Below are 21,973 nucleotides of genomic sequence, written 5' to 3'. Positions count from 1 at the left end.
TGATGCCCCGAGTGTTGCCCCGGGTCGCGCCGTGGGCCAGCGGTCGGCCCCGTTCTGTAGGATCGCCGCCGTGGGAAGGGTCCTGATGACGGAATCCGCTGCCTTGCACCCCGACGACGTGCGAATCATCCGCGCCCTGCAGATCGCGCCGAGGGCTTCGTTCGCCGCGATCGCGACCGCCCTGGGCCTGGCCGAGGGGGCCGTCAACCGCCGCTACCGCCGGCTGCGCGCCGAGGGTGTGATCCGGGTGGTCGGCATGGTCGAGCCCGGCGCCCTGGGGCAGAGCCGGTGGCTGGTGCGGCTGCGCTGCCGCCCGGGCAGCGTCGCGGCGATCGCCGACGCGCTCGCCGAGCGGGAGGACGTCAACTGGGTGGCCCTGGGCGCGGCGGGCTGCGAGATCACCTGCGCGACCCAGTCCCGGAGCCGGGAGCAGCGCGAGGACCTGCTGGAGCGCCGGCTTCCCCGGACGGCCGCGGTGATCGACATCAACGCCTTCGCCGTCCTGCGCCAGTTCCTCGGGGGCCGCGGCCACTACTGGGCCGCGCTGCGCGGCACGCTGACCGAGGCGGAGGAAGCCGCGCTGGGGAGCGACGGGCCCCCCTTCATCGAGTCCCCGGTGGTCAGCCGCGAGCCGCTGCACCTCACGCCTGAGGACGAGAAGCTGTTCGCCGCGCTCGGCCGGGACGGTCGCGCCGGTCTGGTCGATCTCGCCGCGGCCGCCGGGCTCACTCCGGGCCGGGTCTCGCGCCGCCTCGACGCCCTGCTCCGGCAGCGCGCCCTTCGCCTCGACGTGGAGATCGCCGCGGCGGCCCTGGGCTATCACGCCCGCGCGAACCTCTGGCTGCGGGTGCACCCGTCGGCAGTGAAGAGCGTGGGCCGCGCCCTCGCGGAGGAACCGGGGATCGCCTTCGTCGCGGCGGTCTCCGGACCCTGGAACCTGCACGCCGTCGCCCACTGCCGGGACCTCGACGAACTGTTCGAGTTCACCTCGGAGCGCGTCGGCTCGCTGGCCGGGCTGCAGGGCCTGGAGGTGTCCCCCGTGCTCCGGCACGTCAAGCAGGCCGGCACCCGGCTGGTCGACGACCGCCTCGTCGACGACCGCCTCGTCGCCCCTGCCCGCGCCCGCGCCCGGCGCTGAAGCGGGCCCGTCCCGGCCCCGGCGGCCGGGGCTCCGCCGGGGCCGGGACGGGCCCTGTCCGTGCGGGGGTCAGGGGCACTGCTTCCAGGCGAGGTGGTAGGTGGTGTTGATGCTCCCGTCGGTGGAGTCCATCGTCATGAAGCTGGTGGTGTGGGCCTGGTCCGAGCTGCCGCCGCTGACCCGCAGTTCGGTGTTGATGTTGAAGTTGCGCTCCTCCCCGCAGGGGGCGAAGACCAGGGCGGCGACGTCGACGGTGTCGGTCGCCTGCCAGTTGTCGTCGGTCGGGCCGTCGTAGTGGTGGCTCTGGTAGACGGTCCCCGGGTCGCCCTGGAAGTAGTAGTTGGCGCGCTCGGTGCCGCTGGCGCCGTTCTCCAGGTGGGCGAAGCCGCGGTAGTCGGCGGAGGCGATCGCGTAGGTGAAGCCCTGGGGGACGTGCACCCGCAGGTCGAGCTGACAGTTCTTCCGGAAGTCGGTCGGCTTCGAGCCCACGCCGACCTGGGCGAGGTAGCTGCTGTACGTGACGGTGAAGGCGGTGTTGTCGGGCGAGACGGCCACGGCGGCGGTCCCGGCCGGACAACCGGAGCCGTTGACGGTCGCGACGTCGATGACGATCCGGTCCGGCGGGGTCGGCAGCGAGTCGCCGCCGAGGGTGGACGAGCCGACCAGTGCGGTGGTGACGGCGGCCGCGACGGCCACGGTGCGAACCAGCATGGGCTTGCCCTTCTGCAGGAGCGCGAGTTGACGTGGATATGTCAGCACACCGAGCGGACCGTGTACAAGAGGTGACTCATGGTCACTTTCTCCGGGATGAATGCCCGCCGACAGCGCTGCGCCCACGGCTCCGGCAAGGGGCTACGGCTTGCGCGCCAGCCCGCCGTACACCGACACCTGCGCCTCGGCCTGGACCGTCGGCTCGCCGAGCTCCGGGTGCCACCGGTTGATCAGCACCACCCCCGGGTCGTCCAACTCCAGCCCGGCGAAGAACCGTTCGACCTCGGCGAGCGAGCGCGTGTGCACCTCGATCCCGGCCTCCTGGTAGCGCTGCGCACCGATCCTGGCCGCCTCGGGCGCGTTGTCCGCGGTGCCCGCGGTCAGCGCCAGAAAGCTGCCCGGAGGCAGGGCGTCCAGCAGCTCGCGGACCGGCGGGTGCGCGGCCTCGTCGGAGAGGAAGTGCACGATGTTGATCAGCGTCAGCGCGACCGGCCGGGACAGGTCCAGGGTGGCGGCCAGCGCCGGGTCGGCGAGGAACTTCCCCGGGTCGCGCAGATCGCCCTCGACGTAGGCGGTGCGCCCCTCGGGGGTGCTGCTGAGCAGCGCGCGCGAATGGGCCAGCACGATCGGGTCGTTGTCGACGTAGACCACCCGGCAGGCCGGGTCGACCTCCTGGACGATCTCGTGCAGGTTCGGGGCGGTGGGGATGCCGGTGCCGACGTCCAGGAACTGGCGGATGCCGTGCCGGCCCGCCAGCCGGCGGACCATCCGGTGCATCACGGCCCGGGCGGCCGCGGCGCCGTCGCGGGCGGCGGGCAGGTCGGCGAGCACCCGGTCGCCGACCTCGCGGTCGGCCGGGAAGTTGGTCTTGCCGCCGAGCAGGTAGTCGTAGACCCGCGCGGAGTGCGCGCGGTCGGTCCGCAGGTCGACCTGCGGCGGCTCCTCGAAGTCCGCCTCGAACAGCCAACTGTCCGGTCCGGTGCCGTCCACGTGTCGCTCCTCCCCGTACGGCCTTTGGTCCGGACCACTCAAGCACACCATATGACTGTTCGTCAGGCGGATCCCGGTGTCCGCTGAATCCCGGGTTCCGCCTGCCGGACGGCGGCCACGAAGGAGGGCACCCGCATCGCCGTCAGCAGGCCCACCGCCGGCCCCGCCGTGCAGAGCGTGACGTAGAACGGGATCAGCCCCAGGCCGTTGTGGTCGCCCAGCCATTCGGCCAGCAGCGGGAAGGTGCCGCCGAACGCCGCGATGGTGGCCGCGTTGACCACCCCGAGGCCCACCGCCCGCACCTCGGTCGGGAACAGCAGCCCGGTGAAGACGTTGAGCGTGCCCAGCACCGTCGCCACCATCATCCCCAGCAGCACGGCCACCAGCTGGAACGGCAGCCAGCCCCCGCGCAGCCCGACCAGCAGGAACCCGACCAGCGGGATCGGCAGCCCGAAGCCGATCCGGGCCACCGGCAGCAGGCCGAAGCGGTCCGCGGCCGCGCCGGTGAGCAGCATGGTGACCAGCACCACGGCGAGCACGATCGTCATGAAGGAGGACGCCCGCTCCTTGTCGATGACGTGGTAGGCGGCGGCGTACTGCGGCAGGTAGGTCAGCGCGAAGTAGTAACCGACCGTGCCGCCCAGGGTGTTGAGGAAGACGGTGAGCACCGCCCAGCGGTGCTCGCGCAGCGTGCGCAGGAACGGCGGGCGCCCGCCCGGCCGCATCCCGGCCCGGGCCCGGTGGAACTCCTCGCTCTCCGGCGCGGCCCGCCGCACCCAGACCGCGCCCAGCCCGAGCAGCGCCGCCACCAGGAAGCCCCAGCGCCAACCGCCGTTCTCCAGGCCGGACTTGCCGAGGGTGTGGATCAGCGTGGTGAGCACCCCGAAGGAGAGCAGCGAGCCGAGGATGATCCCGCCGTAGGAGACCGAGCTGAACGCGAAGCGGTGCCGCGGCGGCGCCGTCTCGGTCACGTACGCGGCCACGCTCGGCGCCTCCCCGCCGAAGGCCAGCCCCTGCACCACCCGCACCAGCACGGCCAGCACCGCCGCCCAGACGCCGATCGAGCGCTGCCCCGGCAGCGCGGCGAGGCCCAGGCTCGCGACGGCGATCACGGCCATCCCGAGGCTGAGCGCGAAGCGGCGTCCCCGGGTGTCGCTGAGCCGGCCGATCAGGTAGGAGCCGACCGGGCGGGCCACGAAGCCGACCGCGAAGGTGGCGTAGGCGGCGAGCACGCCGCTGACCCCGCCCTTGCCGTGGCCGAACAGGTCGGCGGCGAAGTAGGGCGCGAGCACGGCGTAGATGTTCCAGTCGAAGGACTCGACCACCGACCCCACCGTCGCCGCCGCCAACTCCCGTCGCCGGCCCCCCTCGTACGGCCCGGAGCGAGCCCCGGTACGGGCGGGGGCGGGCTCGATGTGATCTGTCATGGCCTCAGCATGACACCGTTCGACCAGCGGCGGAATCGGTTTCGCCACCCCGGGACACCCACCCGGCAGGCGGCCCCGGACGGGCCCCGCCGGGCCGGGGCGGACGAGCCGCGGCACCCCCGTAGCCGCGCCTCGCCGCCGGTCCGTCGGTCGTTCATCCTCCTGGCGCCACGGTGATGATGACCATGACGTTGACCCGACGTTGACCTGACACTTGGGCCGCGTGGCGCTACGCTCATCCGCGATCCGGGTCGGACGGGCGGGGCGACGGCACGGTTCCCAGGGATCCGGGGAGAACGGGTGGGACCTGCTGCTTTCGCCGCGCTGCTGCGGGAGTGCCGACTGGCCGCGGGGTGGAGCCAGGACGAACTGGCCGACCGCTCGGGGGTGTCGGCCCGATCGATCAGCGCATTGGAGAAGGGCGGGCGCCGACCGCGGATGTCCTCCGTACTCCGGCTCGCCGAGGCGCTCGGCGTCGATCCGGACACCCGCGCCCGCTGGCTGACCGCCGCCCGGGAACCGGAGTTCCAGCCCGGCGAGGCGCCGGACGGCCCGACCGCGGCCCCCGGCGGCGCCCCCGACCGCCCGGCCGGCCCGCCCCGGACCTCCACCCCGCCCAAGCAACTCCCCCTGGCCATCCGGCACTTCACCGGGCGCACCCGGGAGCTGCGGGCCCTGGCGGAGCTACTGCCCGGCGGCGCCCCCGGCTGCGGCGCCGTGGTCATCTCGGCGATCGCCGGGACCGCGGGCGTCGGCAAGACCACCCTGGCCGTGCACTTCGCCCACCGGGTCGCCGAGCACTTCCCCGACGGACAGCTCTTCGCCGACCTGCGCGGCTTCGACCCGGCCCGGGCCCCGGTGGCCGCCGCCGACGTGGCCCGCGCCTTCCTGGACGCGCTGGGCGTCCCCGCGCTGCGGGTGCCCGCCGACCCGGACGGTCAACTGGCGCTGCTACGCAGCCGGTTGGCGGGGACCCGGACACTGATCGTGCTCGACAACGTCCGGGAGGCGGAGCAGGTCCGGCCGCTGCTGCCGGGTTCGGACAGCTGCCTCGTCCTGGTCACCAGTCGCAACCGGCTGCCCGCGCTGATCGCCCTGGACGGCGCCGTCCCGCTGCCGCTGGACGTGCTCTCCCCGGCCGAGGCGCGCGAACTGTTCGCCCGGCGCCTCGGCGCCGACCTGGTCGCCGCCCAGCAGGACGCGGCCGACGAGTTGATCGACCTCTGCGCCCGGCTGCCGCTCGCCCTGAACATCGCCGCCGCCCGGGCCGCCGACCGGCCCTGCACCCCGCTCGCCGTCTGGGCGGCCGAACTGCGCGACTCCCGGGTCCGGTTGGACCTGCTGTCGGCCGGGGACAGCCACGCCGACGTCCGGGTCGTCCTCTCCTGGTCCTACCGCGCGCTGGCCCCGCGGGCCGCCCGGCTGTTCCGGCTGCTCGGCCTGCACCCGGGCCCGCACCTCAGCGCGGCGGCGGCCGCGAGCCTCGCCGGGCTGCCGCTCGCCGAGACCCGCGCCCTGCTGGAGGACCTGCACCGCGCCCACCTGATCACCTCGCCGGAGCACGGCCGCTACACCTTCCACGACCTGCTGCGTGCCTACGCCGCCGAGCAGGCGGCCGCCCTCGAACCCCGGCCGGAGCAGGACGCGGCCACGCTGCGGATGCTCGACCACTACCTGCACACCGCGCACCGGGCGGCCTGCCTGGCCTACGCCGACGACGTCTCCTGGCAGTCCTTCGACCTGGCGCCGCCCACCGCCGGGGCTGCGCCCGAGGAGCTCGCCGACCGGCAGCAGGCGCTCGCCTGGTACCGGGAGGAGCAGCCGGTGCTGGAGCGGGTCGTCGACGCCGCGCTCCGGGCGGAGGCCGATGTGCACGCCTGGCAGCTGGTCGGCGCGCAGGTGCCGTACCTGCTCAAGTCCGGGCTGTGGCAGCAGTGGGAGCGGGCGAGCGGGACGGCGCTGGCCGCCGCCGAGCGCCTCGGGGACCTCGGCCGGCAGGCGCACGCGCACCGCTGGCTCGGCCAGGTGCACCGCTCCCAGGACCGCCAGCCGCCGGCCCAGCGCGAACTGCGGCTGGCCCTGGAGCTGTTCGAGGCGCTCGGCGACCGGCCGCGGGAGGGCCGGACCCGGCTCGACCTGGCCATCGCGCACGGCGAGGTGCGCGCCGACGCCGAGGCGGTGGCCGAGTCCCGTCGGGCGCTGGAGCTGTTCCGGGCCCTCGGCGACCCCTCCGGGCAGGCGCTCGCGCTCAACAGCATCGGCTGGTACCTGGCGCAGCAGGGCGAGTTGCGGGAGGCGCTGCCGCAGTGCCGGCTCGCCCTCGACCTGGCCCGGGAGGCCGGAAACCTGCCCGGCCAGTCGTCGATCTGGGACAGCATCGGGTTCATCCACCACCACCTCGGCGAGTACCGGGAGGCGCTCCCCGCGTACCGGGAGTCGCTGCGGCTGCGGCGGGCGATCGGCGACTACTTCCTCCAGGCCGACATCCACACCCACCTCGGTGACACCCACCTCGCCCTCGGCGACCCGGAGGCCGCCCGGGCCGACTGGGTGCGCGGCCTCGCCATCCTGGAGGACCTCCAGCACCGGGACGCCGACGCCGTCCGGGCGCGCCTCGCGCGGCTGGAGGACTGATCGACCGCGGGTCGAAGGGCGCTCGAACAATGATCGACAAGTGCTCGGCACGTGGTCGCCGGGTGGTCGACAGGTGATCGACGCCCGGTCAGACGTTCGGCCGCGGGTCGAGTGATCGGATGCCGGTCGTCGCAGGTCGCCCCAGGGGCGTTGCGGCTCCTCGCAGGTCGTCGAAGCGGAATTACCAAGCATCTTTCAACTTAAGCCGATCTTCAGCAAGGCCCTGCCATTCTGACCTTGCCGCCCGGGGACCACCCGGGCCCCGCCGAGGATCGGAACCAGTGCCGTGACCGAGCTCATCGATCCCGCACCACGGAGCACGGCACCGCCGTGCCCGCCCGGACCCGCCGCCGGGCGGGTCGTCATCGTCTCCGCGAGCGTGGGCGCCGGACACGACGGAGCCGCGGCCCAACTCGCGCTGCGCCTCGCCGGTTTGGGATTCGAGGTGGACCGCCACGACTTCCTGGACCTGGTCCCCGCCGGGCTCGGGCAGCTGGTCTCGCGCAGCTACCGGCTGCTGCTGACCGTCGCCCCCGCCGCCTACCAGCGGATCTACTCCAGCACCGAGCACGCCGGGCGTCCCGGCGTCTTCATCCGACTGCTCCAACGCAGCAGCCACCGGCGGCTGTTGCGTGCGCTCCCGGCGGACACCCGGGCGGTGGTGGCCACCTATCCGCTCGCCGGACAGGTCCTCGGCCGGCTGCGCCGACTGGGGCGTCTCGCCACGCCCGCCGCGGTCTACCTGACCGACTTCTCCGTCCACCCGCTCTGGGTGGCCCCCGGCGCCGACCTGCACCTGGCCGCCCATCCGGTCCCGGCCGAACAGGCCCGCGGACTCGGCGCCGAGCGGGTGGAGGTGACCGGCCCGGTGGTCGACCCGCGGTGCACCCCGGTCACCGCGGACCGGCGCCGGGCGGCCCGGGCCCGGTTCGGCCTGCCGCCGGACGTGCCGCTGGCACTGCTGGTGGCGGGCTCCTGGGGAGTCGGCGAGGTGGCGACGGTGGCCGCCGAGGTGCGGGACACCGGGGCGGCCGTGCCGGTCGTGGTGTGCGGGCGGAACCGGGCGCTGGCGGAGCGGTTGCGGGCGGAGGGCGTCGAGCACGCCTTCGGCTGGGTCGACGACATGCCCGGACTGATGCACGCCTGCGACGTCCTGGTGCAGAACGCCGGCGGGCTGACCTCGCTGGAGGCCTTCGCCTGCGGCCTGCCCGCCGTCAGCTACCGCTGCATACCCGGGCACGGCCTGACCAACGCCGCCGCCCTCGACGAGGCCGGGCTCGCCCCCTGGATCCGGGACCCGGCCGAACTCGGGACCGTGCTCGCCGCCATGGTCGACGGCCCCGCCGGACGCCGTCACCGCGCGGCCGGACTGGCGCTGCACCGCGACGCGGCCGGCCCGGCGAACGCCATCGCGGCCGTCGCCACCCGGACCGCCGACGCCCCGCGGCCGCTCATCCCGACCCAACGACGCCACCCCGCCGAGGAGGACCGGACACCGGCCGCCCCGGCGCCGCACCACCCGGTCGGCCACCCCGCCCGTCGCCCGGTCCGTCGCCCGGTCCGCCGCCCGGTCCGCCGCCCGGTCCGTCGCCCGGTCCGCCGCCCGGTCCGAAGACTCGGCATCGCCGCCGCGGCGCTGACCGCGACCGCCTGGCTGACCACCGGCGGCACCCAACTCGCCGTCGCCTACGGCGGACTGGACGCCGTCGACGCCAGCCGCACCGACCGGACGTACCTCGTGGTGCACCCGCCGAGCGGCGAACGCCTGGACGACGCCACCCTGCGCATCCTGCGGGCCGCCAAGGCCGCCGTCTCGATCGACGCGGCCCAGGCCAGCGCCGACCCGGGCGAGGTCCGCCGCCTCGCGGCCGCCGGACTCACCCTGGTCAACGCCGGTTACGGCCCGCCGTACGGGACCGGGCTGGTCACCCGCCGGGGCTCCCTGGACGCCGGGGCCGCCGCCCTGCGCACGGCCACCGGCTCGACCCCCGGGTACTACCTCTCCAGCCGCGACGTGGACGCCCTCGATCTCGGCCTGGCCGCCTACCACCACGAGCACCTGGTGGTCCCCGACGCCCGGATCAACTGCGCCGCCGGCACCGCTCCGCAGGTCAAGCCCGGCCAGGTCGTCCTGGTCGAGTGCGGCAGCGCCCGCGCCGCCGACCTCACCGCCGCCCTGCGCGGCCTGCTCGCCCCCCGCCCGCTGCCGCGCCTCGGCGCGCTCACCACCCTGTCCTGAGGCCACCTGCCATGAAGCCCCGCACCCTGCTGAACGTCGGCGCCGCCGCCGCGGCCGCCGTCACCGCCGCCCACGCCGCCCCCGTGCTGTCCACCTACGGGCCGCTGCGCAACCGCCTGCTGCCCCGCCTCGCCGGGACCGGCCGCCCGGACCACGTCGCCCTCACCTTCGACGACGGCCCGGACCCGTTCTCCACGCCGAACTTCCTCGCCCTGCTGGACGCGCACGACGTGCGCGCCACCTTCTTCCTGCTCGGCTCGATGGCCGCCAGGTCCCCCGCCCTGGTCCGGGAGATCGCCGACGCCGGGCACGAGATCGCCGTCCACGGCTGGGCGCACCGCCCGCTGCTGCTGCGCGGCCCCCGCGCCACCCACCAGGACCTGCGCCGCGCCCGCGACACCGTCGGCGACCTGACCGGCACCGCACCCCGCTGGTTCCGGCCCCCGTACGGCGTGATGAGCACCGCCGCCCACCTGTCCGCCCGCCGGCTCGGCCTCACCCCGGTGCTGTGGACCAGCTGGGGCGAGGACTGGACCAGCCGCGCCACCCCCGACTCGGTCCACCGCACCGTCACCGCCGACCTGTACGGCGGCGGCACCGTGCTGCTGCACGACTCCGACTGCACGTCCTTCCCCGCCGCCTGGCGGTCCGCCCTCGGCGCCCTCCCCCACCTCCTCGACCACTGCGCCGCCCACGGCTGGCAGGTCGGGCCGCTCCGCGACCACGGCGTGGCAGAACGCTCCTGAGCGTTCCGGTCGCGAACAGGCGACTGCACGTGAGCGGGACGGGGCATCCGGTGCGATCCGGCTGCCCCGCCCCGGGTGCCCGTCCGCGCGCACCGGGCAGGGGCGTGGCGCGGGGTCGGGCGGCTCCCCCGTGGCCGCCCGTGGCACCGCCAAGTGTGGCGGCGGTGCGGCGGGTGGGACTATCCGGTTCCGGTGCTTCCGGCGGCGCTTTGTGGACGGCCGCGGTCCAGGACCTCGGACGGCAGCCGCCCGTAGGCCTCCCGGTACTCCTGGGAGAAGCGGCCGAGGTGGCCGAAGCCCCAGCGCAGTGCCACCTGGGTGACGGTCGTGGCGTGCCCGCTGCCGGCGGCGGCGAGCAGGTCGTGGTGGGCGAGGTCCAGCCGGACCCGGCGCAGGTGGGCGAGGGGCGTGGTGCCCAGGTGGGTGCGGAAGCCCCGGCGCAGGCTGGGCAGGCTGACCCGGGCGGCCCGGGCGAGGTCCGCGACCGAGATCGGCTCGTGGGCGTGCTCGGCGCAGAAGGTGACCGCACGGCGTACCGCGGCCGGGGCGGCGACCAGGGCCGGGACGCGGCCCAGGCTGTGCTGCTGGATGTCCAACAGGCCGTGCAGCAGCAGCTGTTCGTGGTGCTGCCGGGCGAGCGGCGAGCGAGCGAACAGCTCACCGCCGGCGGTGCGCGCGTAGCAGCGGGCGAGCTCCAGCCACTCGGCCACGGCGGCGCGGTCCCCGTCCAGGGCCGGGTCGAAGCGGACGGCCTCGCGGCCGGGTTCGCCCCGGCGGACGGTCACCGCCCGGTCCACCGCCTGGCGGGTGATCAGCAGGACCTGGTTCACGCTGGCCCGGTCCCAGGACATCGCGAGGCGCTGGCCGGGCCCGGCGATGCTGAACGGCGTGGCCAGCGGACGGCCGTCCACCGTGACCACGCCCGATCCGGTGAGCGGGATCTGCACGCTGTAGAAGTCGGCCAGTTCGCCGGGGACGACGTCGACGTCCGCGCCGTAGCCCAGCTCGTACACCGACACCTCACCGCGCCAGCGCCGCACGAACCGGCCGCCGTCGCCGGGTCCGGGGGCCTCACGCACCCGCAGCCTGTGCGGGGCGAACTCGGCGGACACCGCGTCGTGCAGGTCCCGTACCTCGCCGCCGCTGAACAGCACCGTCGACAACGCTCTCCCTCCCGGGCCGCTGCGGGGGGCAGCGGCCCGGGATCAAGTATCGGCGGTCGGGTGTACCGGGTGCGCTCAGGTGTCGGCGCACCGACGTGAGGGTTGGGAGGTCGGACGGGCCGACTTCCCACACCTCACGGGGTCACGATCGGCCCCGCCGGCCCCGCCGTTCGCAATCCGTAAGGACGCCGCAGCACCTCCCGACGCCCCCCGGGCGCTTCGATGGACGGGTGGATTCCAAGCCCCCCGGCGCGCCGCGCCGCCTCGACCGCCGCCTCGACCGCCCGCTCCCCGCCCCACCCGCGTTCCTGCGGCGCGGCCCGTTCCGCGAGCGCGCATTCACCTCCGCCCTGCACGAACCGCGCACCGCCGTCGTGCTCGGACGGTGGCTCGGCGCCGCGCTGGTGCTCTGCTTCGTCACCGGCCTGACCAGCCATCTGCTCCAGGACCCGCCGCACTGGCTGACCGAGTGGCTACCCTCCCGCCCGGTGAACGGCTACCGGGTCACCCAGGGTCTCCACGTGATCAGCGGGATCGCCGCGATCCCGCTGGCCGGGGCGAAGTTGTGGACGGTCTACCCCCGGCTGTTCGAATGGCCGCCCGCCCGCAGCGTCCTGCACGCCCTCGAACGCCTCGGCATCGCCGTCCTGGTGGCCGCCGTCGTGCTGGAACTGACCACCGGCCTCCTCAACACCCTCCAGTGGTACCCCTGGCCCTTCCCCTTCCGCCAGACCCACTTCTGGCTGGCCTGGCTGGCGGTCGGCGGCCTGCTGATCCATCTGGCCGTCAAGGCCCCGCTGATCGCCCGGCACTGGCGCGGCCGACGACAGGCCCAACTGGCGGGCCGGCGGGGCTTCCTGCTCTCGGTGGGCGCGGCCGTCGGCGTGGTCACCCTCGCCACCGCCGGGCAGAGCGTGCCGTGGTTGCAGCCGCTGAACCTCCTCGCTCCGCGCCGCCCCGGCGACGGTCCGGACGGACTTCCGGTCAACCGCACGGCCGCCCAGGCCGGAACGGTCACCGTCCCCCCGGACTGGCAGCTGCTGGTCGACGGCCCCCGGCCGTACCGCCTGAGCCTCGCCGAGCTACGCCGACTCCCGCAGCACGAGGCGGAGTTGCCGATCTCCTGCGTGGAGGGCTGGAGCGTGAGCGCCCGGTGGGCCGGGGTGCGGATGGTCGACCTGCTGGCCCGGGCCGGCGCCCCCGCCGGCTCCGCCGTACGGGTCACCTCGCTCGAAGCCGCGGGCCCGTACCGGGTGATGGAGATGCCCGCCCCGTACGCGGAGGACCCGCTCACCCTGCTGGCCCTGCGGGTGGACGGCAGGGAGCTCACGGCGGACCACGGCTTCCCGGCGCGGATCATCGCGCCGAACCGGCCCGGGGTGCTGCAGACCAAATGGGTCACCCGGATCGAGGTGCTCTGATGGCACGCGTTCTCCGCGCCGCCGCGCTGACCGCCGGACTGGCAACGACCGGTTTCGGCCTGTACGGCCTGCTCTCCGACGCGTTCATCACCGAGCCCGCCGGAGTGCTCCGGTGGGCGGTCGGCGCACTCGTGCTGCACGACGGCCTCTGGCTGCCCGCGGTGTGCCTGACCGGTGCGCTGCTCGCCGCCGCCGGTCCGGCCCGACGACCGGTGCTGCGCGGCTGGCTGATCGTCGCGGCCACGCTGACCGCCGTCGGCCTGCCCGCCGTCGCCCTGTCCGGCCGGGACACCGGCAACCCGACCCTGCTGCCCTCGCCGTACCTGCGCAACTGGCTGCTGCTGCTCGCCGCCACGGCCGCCATCGCCCTACTGCTCGCGCTCGCCCGCCGTCGTCGGCCCGACCCCGACCCCGACCCCGACCCCGACCGCTGAGCTCCGCCCCTCGGCGCAGCGCGGCCGTCAGTCCCCCGACGAGCCGAAGATCCCGAGGTGGCTGACCTCACCGTCCGTGTGGAGGAGGACATGGAGGCCGTTCCAGCGTCGGCGTGGTTCGTCGAACAGCGTGTCCGGCTCCCGCTCCCCGAACCGCCGGGTGCTGAGCGACTCCCGGTACCTGGCCTCCTCCGCCCGGAACTGTTCGACCGTCGGGCGGGCGGTGCCCAGGTGGTTCACCACCCGCTCGGGGCGCACCGGCCGCAGGGTGAAGTAGTCGCCGTCCGTCACGGGCGGCTCGGCACTGCTCACGACGTACCGGATGTCCAGGATCGAGTGGGTGCCCTCCTCCCCCATGAACTCCTCGTCCGCGTAGAGCTCCGCCGGGGAGGCGAACAACCGGCCGTCGCCGTACCGTTCCTGGAACACCTCCTGGTGCAGCGCCGCCAGCGTCGCCTCCACGCTCCCCCGGTACGGCGTGACGTACGTCCACCCGCTCGCTCCCATGACCCCTCTCCCTCCGTCACCAGCCTTGCGGAACACGCTAGTCCGGGGCACTGACACACTCGGGGAGACCGACACGCTCAGCGGTGGCCGCGGCGCATCAGCTCGACGACCTCTCCGGCGGCCCGGCGCAGCGGCCTTCTGCGCAGCCATGTCAGGTGCACGGGCAGGGGGACGCCGTTGCGGATGTTGTCGAACTCCAGCACCCGCAGTCCGCCTGCGGCGACCGCCGCCCGGATCGCGCTCTCGGGCAGGTTGGCCCAGCCCGCGCCGCGGCGCACCAGGTCGAGTGCGGCGTCCACCGTGTCCACGTGCCACCAGTCGTCGGAGATGAGCAGCCGGGTCTCGACGACGGGGTCGTCGGGGCCGGCCAGCACGATCTGGCGGCAGGTGCTCAGGTCCTCCAGCCGTCGCAGGCCGGCGGGCAGGCCTGGCGTGTCGACGGTGGCCGACGCCACCGCGACGAAGGTCTCCTCGCCGACGGCGGCCCGGGACTCCTCGCGGTCCGCGCGGGAGGGGGCGGCCATCAGCGCCAGGTCGATGCGCTCCTGGTGCAGCAGCGTGTGCACCTGGTCCTGGGGGACGTGGAGCAGGTTGACGCGCAGCAGGGGGTAGCGGGCACCGACGCGGGTCAGCGCGTCCAGCAGTTCCCGGTCCCGGATGCCGGTGGCCACGGCGACGGTGAGCGTGCTCTCCAGGTCCTGGGACAGCTGCGCGGCGTGGACCTGGAGCAGCCGCAGGCTGCTGGCGATGGTGCGGGCCTGGGGCACCAGGGCCAGGGCCTGGGCGGTGGGCACCGCCTCGCGGTGGGACCGGTCGAACAGCGGATATCCCAGCTCGGCCTCGATGTTGGCGACGCCCATGCTGACCGCGGACGGGACCCGGCGCAGTGCGCGGGCCGCGCCGGAGAAGGAGCCGTGGTCCACCACGGCCAGGATCAGCGTGAGGTCGTCGCTGGAGAGCGCCATGCGCACCTGCCCCACATCTATCAGTTTTCCTGAAAGAATCTTGCTTTTTCCGCCAGACTACCTGAACTAGCGTCCTCTTCCGCAGGCAGACGAAAGCAACGGAAAGAGGAGAAATCACCGTGCAAGGCATACGGCGGAAGCTGGTCTACGTCGGGGGCTACGAGGCCCTCGGGCTGGCGGTGGGCACGTCGGTGATGACGCTGCTGACCGGCGACTCGCTCTCCTCCACCGGGCCGCTGGCGATCATGATCAGCGTCGGGGCGACTCTCTGGAACCTGGCGTACAACCACCTCTTCGAGGCGTGGGAGGCCCGCCGGCACGACCGCACTCGCACGGTGCGGCGCCGGATCCTGCACGCGGTGGGATTCCAGGCGACCCTGGTCTGCTTCCTCGTCCCGCTGATCGCGTGGTGGCTGGAGGTCACCCTGGTCCGGGCGTTCCTGCTCGACCTGACGTTCATCATCTACGTCCCCTTCTACACCTACGCCTACAACTGGGCCTTCGACCGGGTCTTCGGGGTCCCGGCATCGGCGGTGAACGACCCCGAGCGGCAGGAGGTCACCGTGTAGCCGAGTCACCGTGCCGCCGGGCCACCGTGCAGCCGGGCCGTTCAGTAGCCGTAGCGGGACCAGTTCGCCAGCACGTGCCGCTGGAGCTCCTCCGGGTAGGAGCCGCGGAAGGACGCGGTCGTGCCCCGGAACCCCTCCGGGAGGAGGCAGTTGGTGATCGACTTGCCGCCGGTGCCGGTCCGGGCCTCCTCCGGGGTGAGGTAGGGGACCATCGGGATGCCGGGCGCGTCCGGGAAGACGTGCTCGCCGGTGCCGGGGCGGCAGCGGGTGGCGAGGGCCCAGACCACCTGGCGGATGTCGGTGATGTCGATGTCGTCGTCGACCAGGATCACCTTGGGCACCAGCCAGCCGACGTGGGAGGGGAACAGCACCTCGGCGACGGCGTCGACCAGTCGGCGGTCCGTCCAGCCGGGCACGCCGCGCCGGGACCGGTCGATCGCCAGGACCATCCAGCAGGTGGCCGCCTCGTAGGAGCACCACGCGAGGTCGACCGGCAGGCCGGCGGTGCGCAGCAGGTCGAGGGCCGAGGCGGAGATCATCGTGCCCCAGACGGTGTGGTTCTCCTCCGGGGGCAGCCCGGCCACACAGACCGGCAGGACCGGGTCGTCGCGCCAGCTGACCGCCTCGACGTGGAAGACCGGCTGCGGCCTGCCCTCGGGGAACGCGTAGCCGTGGTACTCCCCCATCGGGCCCTCGGGGGCGGTCTCGTCGCGGCTGAGGTACCCCTCCAGCACGATCTCGGCGTGCGCGGGCACGTGCAGACCGTTGGCCAGGGCGCGGACCACCTCGACCGGCCGGCCGGTGAGGGCGCCGACGTAGCCGTCCTCGCTCACCCCGTCCGGCAGCGGCATCGCCGCCGCGGCCAGCGCGGCGGGCGGAGCACCGAGGACCATGGCCCAGGGGGTGTGCTCGCCGCGCTCCCGCCACATTCGGTGGATCATGCCGATGTGCTGCTGCGGCATCGCCGGTCCGACCAGGGTGGTGCGGTCCCGCAGCATGGTCCGGGCCACCGACCAGCTGGTCCACTCCCCGTCCGGGCTCCGGACGACGTGGAAGCCGTACGTGCCCAGGTAGCGTCCGCCGTCCTCCTGGTGCAGCAGGGGGACGGGGAGGCGCTCCAGGTCGACGGCCTCGCCGGTCGCGACGTTCTGCCGGCACGGGCCGGTCGGCACCACCACCGGGGGGACGGGCTCCGCGTGCATGGCGCGGATCAGGTGCTCCAGGAGGTCCCGCGGGCTCGCGGTGCGCGGCAGGCCGAAGTGGGCGGCGATCCGGCCGTACCGCTGCCCGGGCAGGGCGCTGAGTCCGGCGGGGGCACCGAGGATCCGGAAGCCGGGGGCGGCGCCGGTCAGCGAGCCGAACAGCGGTGCGGGGGCGTGGGTTTCGTACACCCGGCGGGTGACCGCGCCGACTTCGAGGTGCGGGTCGACGGTGCGCTCTATCGCCACCGCGTCGCCTGCGGCGAGGAGTTCGCCGAGGAAGGCGCGGAAGTCGAGGGCGGGGGCGGTGGTCGGGTACTCGTACCGGGGCATGGCGTCGCGTCCTTGCTGCCGTCGGGAAGGAGGGATCGAGGGATCGAGGGGACCAGGGATCGAGGGGACGAAGGGTCGGAGCGCTCACGCTAGGGGCGGAACTCGGCCGCACCATGGATAAAATCGGTCGCCCTCTGTACAGAAACGGACAAGCTGTGGACGTGGCCGATCTCCCCTTCCCGACCACCCCGGGCGGGCCGCCGGGCGTGGAGGTCACGGACCTCCCGGGGTGGGCCGACCGCCTCCGCGCCCTCGGCATCGCCCGCGACGCGTCGGTCCGACCGGCCTTCCACCTGCTGGTCACGGTGGTCGAGGGGCGACTGCCGTGCGCCGTGGACCTGACGGAGTGCACGGTCGACGCCGGGCAGTGGCTCTGGGTCCGCCCCGGCCAGATCCTCCAGCTCCGCGAACCCCACGAAACGGGAGCGCGCGGCACCGCCATCCTGTTCCAACCCGGCTTCCTGGACCGGGACACCGTCACCGCCGCGCACCTGGACCGCCGGGCCTGGCGGCTGCCGCTCGCCCCCGGCCCGGAGACCGAGCCGCCGATCACCCGGACCCTGGCCCTGCTGGCGGACGAGTACCACCGGCTGCGCGGACTGCCGCTGGAGGTGCACGTCGAGGTGGTGCGCCACCTCCTCGCCGTCCTGGTGCTGCGCCTGTCCCACCTCCCCGGCGGGGACCGGCGCAGCACCGCCGGCGACGAGACCTTCCACCGCTTCCGGCACGCGGTGGAACGGGACTTCGGCCACACCCACCGGGTCGAGCAGTACGCGGCCCGGCTCGGCTACAGCGTGCGCACCCTGACCCGGGCCGCCAACGCGGCCGTCGGGCGCAGCGCCAAGGCCGTCATCGACGACCGGCTGGTCACCGAGGCCAAGCGGCTGCTGCTGCACACCGACCTGACCGCGCACGCGGTCGGCGACCGCCTCGGCTTCGGCTCCGCGCCGGTGTTCACCCGCTTCTTCCGGCACCGCACCGGCGAGACCCCGACGGGCTTCCGCACCCGCGCCCGCGGCGACGACGCCATCCAGCCCGGCGACCGACTCGGCACCCGCACCGCGCGGACCACCTCCTGAGCCGCCGACCCGACCCAGCACCGCCCGGGGCCTGAGCCTGGCAGAGTGGAGGGGCGATCCACTCCCCCGATCGACCACCGAACGAGGAGCACGGCGGACACCATGGCCTACTACGCGGTCGAGTACGTCTTCACCCCCGACAAGCGCCACCTGCCCGTGCGGGCGGCGCACCGCGCGTTCCTGACGGAGCTCCAGCTGGCGGGCAGCCTGGTCCTCTCCGGGCCGTTCACCAGCGACACCGGAGGACTGCTGGTCTTCCGGGCGGACGACGAGGCCGAGTTGCGGCGGCTCCTCGACCGCGATCCGTACCACGAGGCCAGGGTGCTCGGCGGGGTCCGGATCGAGGAGTGGTCCCCGGTGCTCGGGTACCTCGCGGAGCACCTCAAGGACTGACGGGGTCACGGACCGGGCGGCCGCCAGCGCCCGCCGGAGAGCTGCTCCAGCGCCTCCACGAGGTCCGGGGGCAGAGCGCGGAAGACGGTCATCGGCTGCACCAGGTACCACCCGTCCCGCCCCCGGAAGCGCTCCGGCGGGACGGGTGCCCCCGGCCGCAACCGGACGTGGATGCCGTGGGCCCGGGTGTCCCGACCGCGCAGGTGCACCGGACGGAGGGCCGCCTCGGCCACGTCGGCCCACTCGTAGCGGCAGCGGAACCGGCCCTGCCCGGCGGCGATGAAGGTGTCGGTGATGTGCAGTTCGAGGCGCCGCCGGCGCAGCAGGCTGATCAGCATCACCAGCAGGCCGAGGGCGGGCAGCCCGAGCAGCGGTTTCCAGGAGTCCGCCTGGTCCCAGGCGCCGCTCACCGTGATCCGGACCAGGTGCAGGCCGAGCAGGGCGCCGATCGGGGCCCAGTGCGCGAGCATGACCGTCCGGATCCGGCCGCTGAGCAGGTACGAGCCCGGCTCCCGACGCACGGTGATTCCGCGCCAGGCCGAGGCCGGGCGCAGGGAGACGCCGACGAGCGGACCGGTCGCGACCGCCGCCGGACCGGGCACGACCGCCGGACCGTTCGGTGTCGCCCGAGGAGCGGGGACCACCGGGGCCCCCGGGACCCCCGGAACCACCGGGCCCCCTGGGGCGACGACACCGCCCGGACCGGCGGCGGCCCGGCCGGCCAGGTGCTGCTGCAGCCGCAGGTTGCGGAAGCGGTACGTCCCGGCCGTCCGCTGCAGCAGCCCGGCCCGGTGGGCGTCCCGCAGGAAGGTCATCAGCGGCCAGGGCAGCCGGCCGGCCAGCGCCAGCGAGCACCGCGCCAGCAGCCACCGGCTCCACGGGCTGAGCAGCAGGAAGGTCGCGGCGGCCCCGCACCAGGTCGCCGCCGCGTGGATCCAGTCCACCTGGTGGGAGCCGTAGCGCTGGGCCACCGACCAGTCGACCAGCCCGACGCCCACGGCGAGCAGCGGCGCGAGGACGAGCAGCGTGACCAGGACCGAGGTCCGCTCCGAGCGCAGCAGCGCGTCGGGGGTGGCGGCGTCCACGGTGTCCGAGGGGGCCGCCAGCACGATCGTCAGATAGCCGGACAGCAGCACCGCCGCCATCAGGGCGATGCCCTCCGTCCCCGGTTCCAGCAGCTGCCACAGTCCCAGGGCGAGGACCACCGGCGGCCCGCCGATCACCACGGTGAGTCGCCAGGCCCGGCCCAGCCGCCCGTTGCGGCCGGCCGAGCGGAGCGCCCCGGCGAAGCGCAGCGGATCGACCCGCCGCCGGGGCGTCGCCGTGGCGTCGTCCCCGAACCACACCTGCCCGGCCGTCCGGGACACCCCGGCGAGGGCCACGCCGAGGCCCAGGGAGCTGCCGTAGCCGAACGGGTTCCTGGAGCCCTCGACGGCTCCCAGCACCTGGTCGAACAGCACCGACAGGACGATCCCCACCGCGATCAGCGCGGGCCCCGTCAGCGCCCGCGGCAGCGGCGCGCCGAACAGCCGCCACCAGGCCAGCTCGGCGGTCTGCTGGCGGTTCATCAGCCGGGCGACGAAGGACAGCCAGACCCGTGCCCGCCGCGGTTCCCACTGCCGGGGCGGGTGCAGCCGGTCGGGCGAGGGTGGCAGCGGCGGGAAGGAGGCGGGCACGATCCGGTCGAGCAGGTGCTGTTCCACCTGCCAGGCGTTCGCGAAGCGCCCGCGGTCCAGCAGTTCCCCCGGCTCCGCCGGCGCCCGCTCGTACCCGCGCCGCAGCAGCCACACCATCAGCGGTGTCGACAGCGCCCGGCTCACCGGGCTGTCCGGCGCGGAGCGGAGTTCCTCCAGCAACGGCGCCCACTGCGCGGCGCGCGAGGGCTGCCGGGCGCGGCGCAGGTAGGAGGCGACGTCGGTGGGGTCGAGCGGCAGCGCCTCGATCGCCGAGTCCACCCGGAGCACGTCCTGCTGGGTGGTCACCAGTGCGCGGTAGGGCTCGGTCCGGCAGATCAGCACCACCCCGCCCTCGCCGCCCAGCTGGTGGCCGAGCGCGCGGAGCACGGCGATCCGGCGGTGTTCGGGCAGTTCGTCGAGGCTGTCCAGGACGGGCAGCAGCCGGCGCTCGCTCACCAGTCGGCGGGCCGGGTGGAGCCCGTCCACCCGTGGCAGACCGGGGTGCTCCTCGGTGACCCGGCCGATCAGCCAGTCATGGAAGTTGACCCGCTCGGCGTCCCAGGACTCCAGCGACAGCAGCACGGGCACCGGGACGTCCTCGCCCCGGGTGAGTCGACGGGCGAGCAGCTCCAGGGTGAGCAGCACGGCGAGGGTCGTCTTGCCCGCGCCGGCCCCGCCGAGGATCAGCAGTCGGCGGTGGTCGAGCCCCAGCAGGGCCCCGGCCATCGTGTCGACCCGGTCGCCGCGCCCGCGCAGCTCGGTCCCCGGCGCGAGCGCGGTGCGGCTGTGCACCCAGCGGACGGCCAGCGGTTCGGGGTCGGCCATCTCCCAGGCGTCGGCCTCGGCCCGCCACTGGTGCAGCAGGCTGCGGGCGAGCCGCTCCTCGGCGCGGCCGAGCGGCGTGTCCGTCGCCTCCGTCCGGGGCGGCACGGTGAGGTGCAGGTCGCCGTTGAGCACACCGATCTGCACCAGGTAGTGGACCGTGCTGTCGGTGACCACGTTACGGATGTGGGTGGCCCCGTGGCCGGGCTCGTGCTCCGTCAACTCCCCGGCTCCGCCCCTGTGTCGACCGCTTGCCGCGAGGCCTCCTTTCTATCAGTACCGGCGCGACCCTTCTGACGAACCATCAGTTTCCGACCGGGTTCCTCGCCCCGAGGACGCGCCCCGGACGCGGCGCGGAGGTGCGCGCCGCGGAGGTGCGCGGCTCGGAGGTGCGCGGCGCGGAGGTGCGTGCCGCGGTGGCGAGCAGCCGGTGCCCGAGCGGGGTACAACTGTGCCGCACCGCCCGGCCGGCCCGCACGGTGCTGACCAGCCCGGCCCGCCGCAGCGCCCGGGCGTGCTCGGAGGCGCTGGCCGCCGAGATGCCGAGCTCCCGGGCGAGTTGGCTGGTGGTCGGTTCGCGCAGGGTCAGCCGCAGGACCGCCGAGCGGGTCCGCCCGAGCAGGGCGGCCACCGGCTCGTCCGGGTCCGCCCCCGGCGCGGGCGCCTCCTCGAAGAGGTGGGGCAGCGGGGTGAGCGCCGGGTAGACCAGCAGCAGCGATCCGTCCGGCAACGGGGCGCACAGCGGCTCCCCGGTCCACTGCGCGGAGGGCAGCAGCAGGACGCCGCCGCCCTCCAGCCGGAAGTCCAACTCCCGTTCCACCGCGATCTCCAGGGTGCTGCCGCGCCATCGGCTGCCCGGGTGGAGGCCGGCCAGCATCCCGCGCAGCCCCTGCTCGCGCTGCACCTGTCCGCGCCAGGCGAGGTCGGTGTCGAAGCCGGTGCGCAGCCGCGGCCAGACCGCGTCGATCAGCGCCGCGTGGGAGGCGCGCAGGCTGGCCTCCAGGTACTGCCAGGCCTGCCGGTCCTGATTGGCCAGGCCGCGCATCAACGGGGTGACGGGCAGCCCGTTGCGGCAGATCCGACCGAGCTCGCTGCGTACCAGGGTGTCCGCCGACGAGCGCACCAGCTCCAGCCCGTGCTCCAGGTCGGCGCTGAGCGGATCGAGGAAGAACGGGCCCGCGCCGGTCGCCGGGACCAGCTCGGTCAGCGGCGCGACGGACCGCGCGGCCATCGCCCCGAGCAGCCGCTGCCGCCGGGCGAACGCCGGGTCCGCGCCGGGCCGTTGCAGCATGGCGACGGCCAGTTCGACCTCCAGCAGCGGCGCCGGACCGTCCGCGAACCGGGTGCCGAGCAGGTCCTCGGCCGTGAAGTGGATCCGCAGCACCACGCTCCGCACCTCCCGGCGCTCCCGGGCTTTCGGCCCAGACCGAAAACGTCGCGCCGGTGCCGCCGCGGTCCGACGATAACCGGTGCGCGGCCGCGGCGGCAGTGGGCCACCGGTCGGCCGTCCGGTCCCGCCCCGACGCC

The 21,973-nt window shown here is 74.8% G+C and carries 18 protein-coding genes; 9 read left to right on the top strand and 9 right to left on the bottom strand.

Translation table 11 applies throughout. The features are described 5' to 3' along the window. Positions 1-85: 85 nt before the first annotated feature. Positions 86-1,138, top strand: a complete 1,053-nt coding sequence (locus tag ACIP4P_RS03440) for an Lrp/AsnC family transcriptional regulator (protein WP_400914250.1) — start codon at positions 86-88, stop codon at positions 1,136-1,138. A 69-nt stretch (positions 1,139-1,207) separates the two neighbouring features. Here ACIP4P_RS03440 and ACIP4P_RS03435 read toward each other — a convergent pair whose 3' ends face one another. From ACIP4P_RS03435 to ACIP4P_RS03425, 3 genes are all read right to left on the bottom strand, one after another. Further along, on the bottom strand, positions 1,208-1,849 hold the full coding sequence (locus tag ACIP4P_RS03435) for a DUF4360 domain-containing protein (RefSeq protein WP_350510697.1): 642 nt from the start codon (positions 1,847-1,849) through the stop codon (positions 1,208-1,210). Positions 1,850-1,990: 141 nt separating this feature from the next. Beyond that, entirely contained in the window at positions 1,991-2,839 is an 849-nt protein-coding gene (locus ACIP4P_RS03430) for an SAM-dependent methyltransferase (protein WP_400914247.1), read from the bottom strand. A gap of 62 nt (positions 2,840-2,901) precedes the next feature. Further along, the gene (locus ACIP4P_RS03425) at positions 2,902-4,266 is read right to left on the bottom strand and encodes an MFS transporter (protein ID WP_400914245.1); all 1,365 of its coding nucleotides are present in this window, start codon (positions 4,264-4,266) and stop codon (positions 2,902-2,904) included. A 300-nt stretch (positions 4,267-4,566) separates the two neighbouring features. Between ACIP4P_RS03425 and ACIP4P_RS03420 the strand changes: the two genes are divergently transcribed. The 3 genes from ACIP4P_RS03420 (at position 4,567) to ACIP4P_RS03410 (ending at position 9,885) form a co-directional block, all read left to right on the top strand. Beyond that, positions 4,567-6,900, top strand: coding sequence for an ATP-binding protein (locus ACIP4P_RS03420; RefSeq protein ID WP_400914243.1), 2,334 nt, complete (start codon positions 4,567-4,569; stop codon positions 6,898-6,900). Between the two features lie 286 nt (positions 6,901-7,186). Then, complete coding sequence (locus ACIP4P_RS03415) at positions 7,187-9,139, top strand: glycosyltransferase (RefSeq protein WP_400914241.1); 1,953 nt, start codon at positions 7,187-7,189, stop codon at positions 9,137-9,139. 11 nt (positions 9,140-9,150) lie between these two features. Next, on the top strand, positions 9,151-9,885 hold the full coding sequence (locus ACIP4P_RS03410) for a polysaccharide deacetylase family protein (protein WP_350510702.1): 735 nt from the start codon (positions 9,151-9,153) through the stop codon (positions 9,883-9,885). 179 nt (positions 9,886-10,064) lie between these two features. On the opposite strand, the gene ACIP4P_RS03405 is transcribed toward ACIP4P_RS03410, so the two are convergent. Next, the gene (locus tag ACIP4P_RS03405) at positions 10,065-11,039 is read right to left on the bottom strand and encodes an AraC family transcriptional regulator (RefSeq protein ID WP_400914430.1); all 975 of its coding nucleotides are present in this window, start codon (positions 11,037-11,039) and stop codon (positions 10,065-10,067) included. Between the two features lie 317 nt (positions 11,040-11,356). On the opposite strand from ACIP4P_RS03405, the gene ACIP4P_RS03400 reads away from it, so the two are divergent. After that, on the top strand, positions 11,357-12,469 hold the full coding sequence (locus ACIP4P_RS03400) for a molybdopterin-dependent oxidoreductase (RefSeq protein WP_400914428.1): 1,113 nt from the start codon (positions 11,357-11,359) through the stop codon (positions 12,467-12,469). After that, positions 12,469-12,903, top strand: coding sequence for a hypothetical protein (locus tag ACIP4P_RS03395; protein ID WP_400914238.1), 435 nt, complete (start codon positions 12,469-12,471; stop codon positions 12,901-12,903). The genes ACIP4P_RS03400 and ACIP4P_RS03395 overlap by 1 nt, the downstream gene beginning before the upstream one ends. A gap of 27 nt (positions 12,904-12,930) precedes the next feature. Here ACIP4P_RS03395 and ACIP4P_RS03390 read toward each other — a convergent pair whose 3' ends face one another. Continuing rightward, the gene (locus ACIP4P_RS03390; protein ID WP_400914236.1) at positions 12,931-13,410 is read right to left on the bottom strand and encodes a hypothetical protein; all 480 of its coding nucleotides are present in this window, start codon (positions 13,408-13,410) and stop codon (positions 12,931-12,933) included. A 77-nt stretch (positions 13,411-13,487) separates the two neighbouring features. Then, positions 13,488-14,390: a LysR family transcriptional regulator gene (locus ACIP4P_RS03385; protein ID WP_400914234.1), complete on the bottom strand. Its 903-nt coding sequence runs from the start codon at positions 14,388-14,390 to the stop codon at positions 13,488-13,490. A 104-nt stretch (positions 14,391-14,494) separates the two neighbouring features. Here ACIP4P_RS03385 and ACIP4P_RS03380 point away from each other — a divergent pair, with 104 nt between their 5' ends. Beyond that, on the top strand, positions 14,495-14,944 hold the full coding sequence (locus tag ACIP4P_RS03380; RefSeq protein WP_400914231.1) for a PACE efflux transporter: 450 nt from the start codon (positions 14,495-14,497) through the stop codon (positions 14,942-14,944). Between the two features lie 41 nt (positions 14,945-14,985). Here the strand turns inward: ACIP4P_RS03380 and ACIP4P_RS03375 are convergent, their stop codons facing one another. Next, on the bottom strand, positions 14,986-16,476 hold the full coding sequence (locus ACIP4P_RS03375; RefSeq protein ID WP_400914229.1) for a UbiD family decarboxylase: 1,491 nt from the start codon (positions 16,474-16,476) through the stop codon (positions 14,986-14,988). A gap of 161 nt (positions 16,477-16,637) precedes the next feature. Here ACIP4P_RS03375 and ACIP4P_RS03370 point away from each other — a divergent pair, with 161 nt between their 5' ends. Both ACIP4P_RS03370 and ACIP4P_RS03365 read left to right on the top strand, forming a co-directional pair. Further along, complete coding sequence (locus ACIP4P_RS03370) at positions 16,638-17,555, top strand: helix-turn-helix transcriptional regulator (protein WP_400914227.1); 918 nt, start codon at positions 16,638-16,640, stop codon at positions 17,553-17,555. A 102-nt stretch (positions 17,556-17,657) separates the two neighbouring features. Continuing rightward, positions 17,658-17,948, top strand: a complete 291-nt coding sequence (locus tag ACIP4P_RS03365) for a YciI family protein (RefSeq protein WP_400914226.1) — start codon at positions 17,658-17,660, stop codon at positions 17,946-17,948. A 5-nt stretch (positions 17,949-17,953) separates the two neighbouring features. Here the strand turns inward: ACIP4P_RS03365 and ACIP4P_RS03360 are convergent, their stop codons facing one another. After that, positions 17,954-20,668, bottom strand: a complete 2,715-nt coding sequence (locus tag ACIP4P_RS03360) for an NACHT domain-containing protein (protein ID WP_400914223.1) — start codon at positions 20,666-20,668, stop codon at positions 17,954-17,956. Between the two features lie 82 nt (positions 20,669-20,750). Then, the gene (locus ACIP4P_RS03355; protein ID WP_400914221.1) at positions 20,751-21,833 is read right to left on the bottom strand and encodes a helix-turn-helix domain-containing protein; all 1,083 of its coding nucleotides are present in this window, start codon (positions 21,831-21,833) and stop codon (positions 20,751-20,753) included. Between the last annotated feature and the right edge of the window lie 140 nt (positions 21,834-21,973).

The organism is Kitasatospora sp. NPDC089509, from assembly GCF_044749365.1.
Classification (GTDB): domain Bacteria; phylum Actinomycetota; class Actinomycetes; order Streptomycetales; family Streptomycetaceae; genus Kitasatospora.
This window is presented reverse-complemented; position numbering and strand designations above follow the sequence as displayed.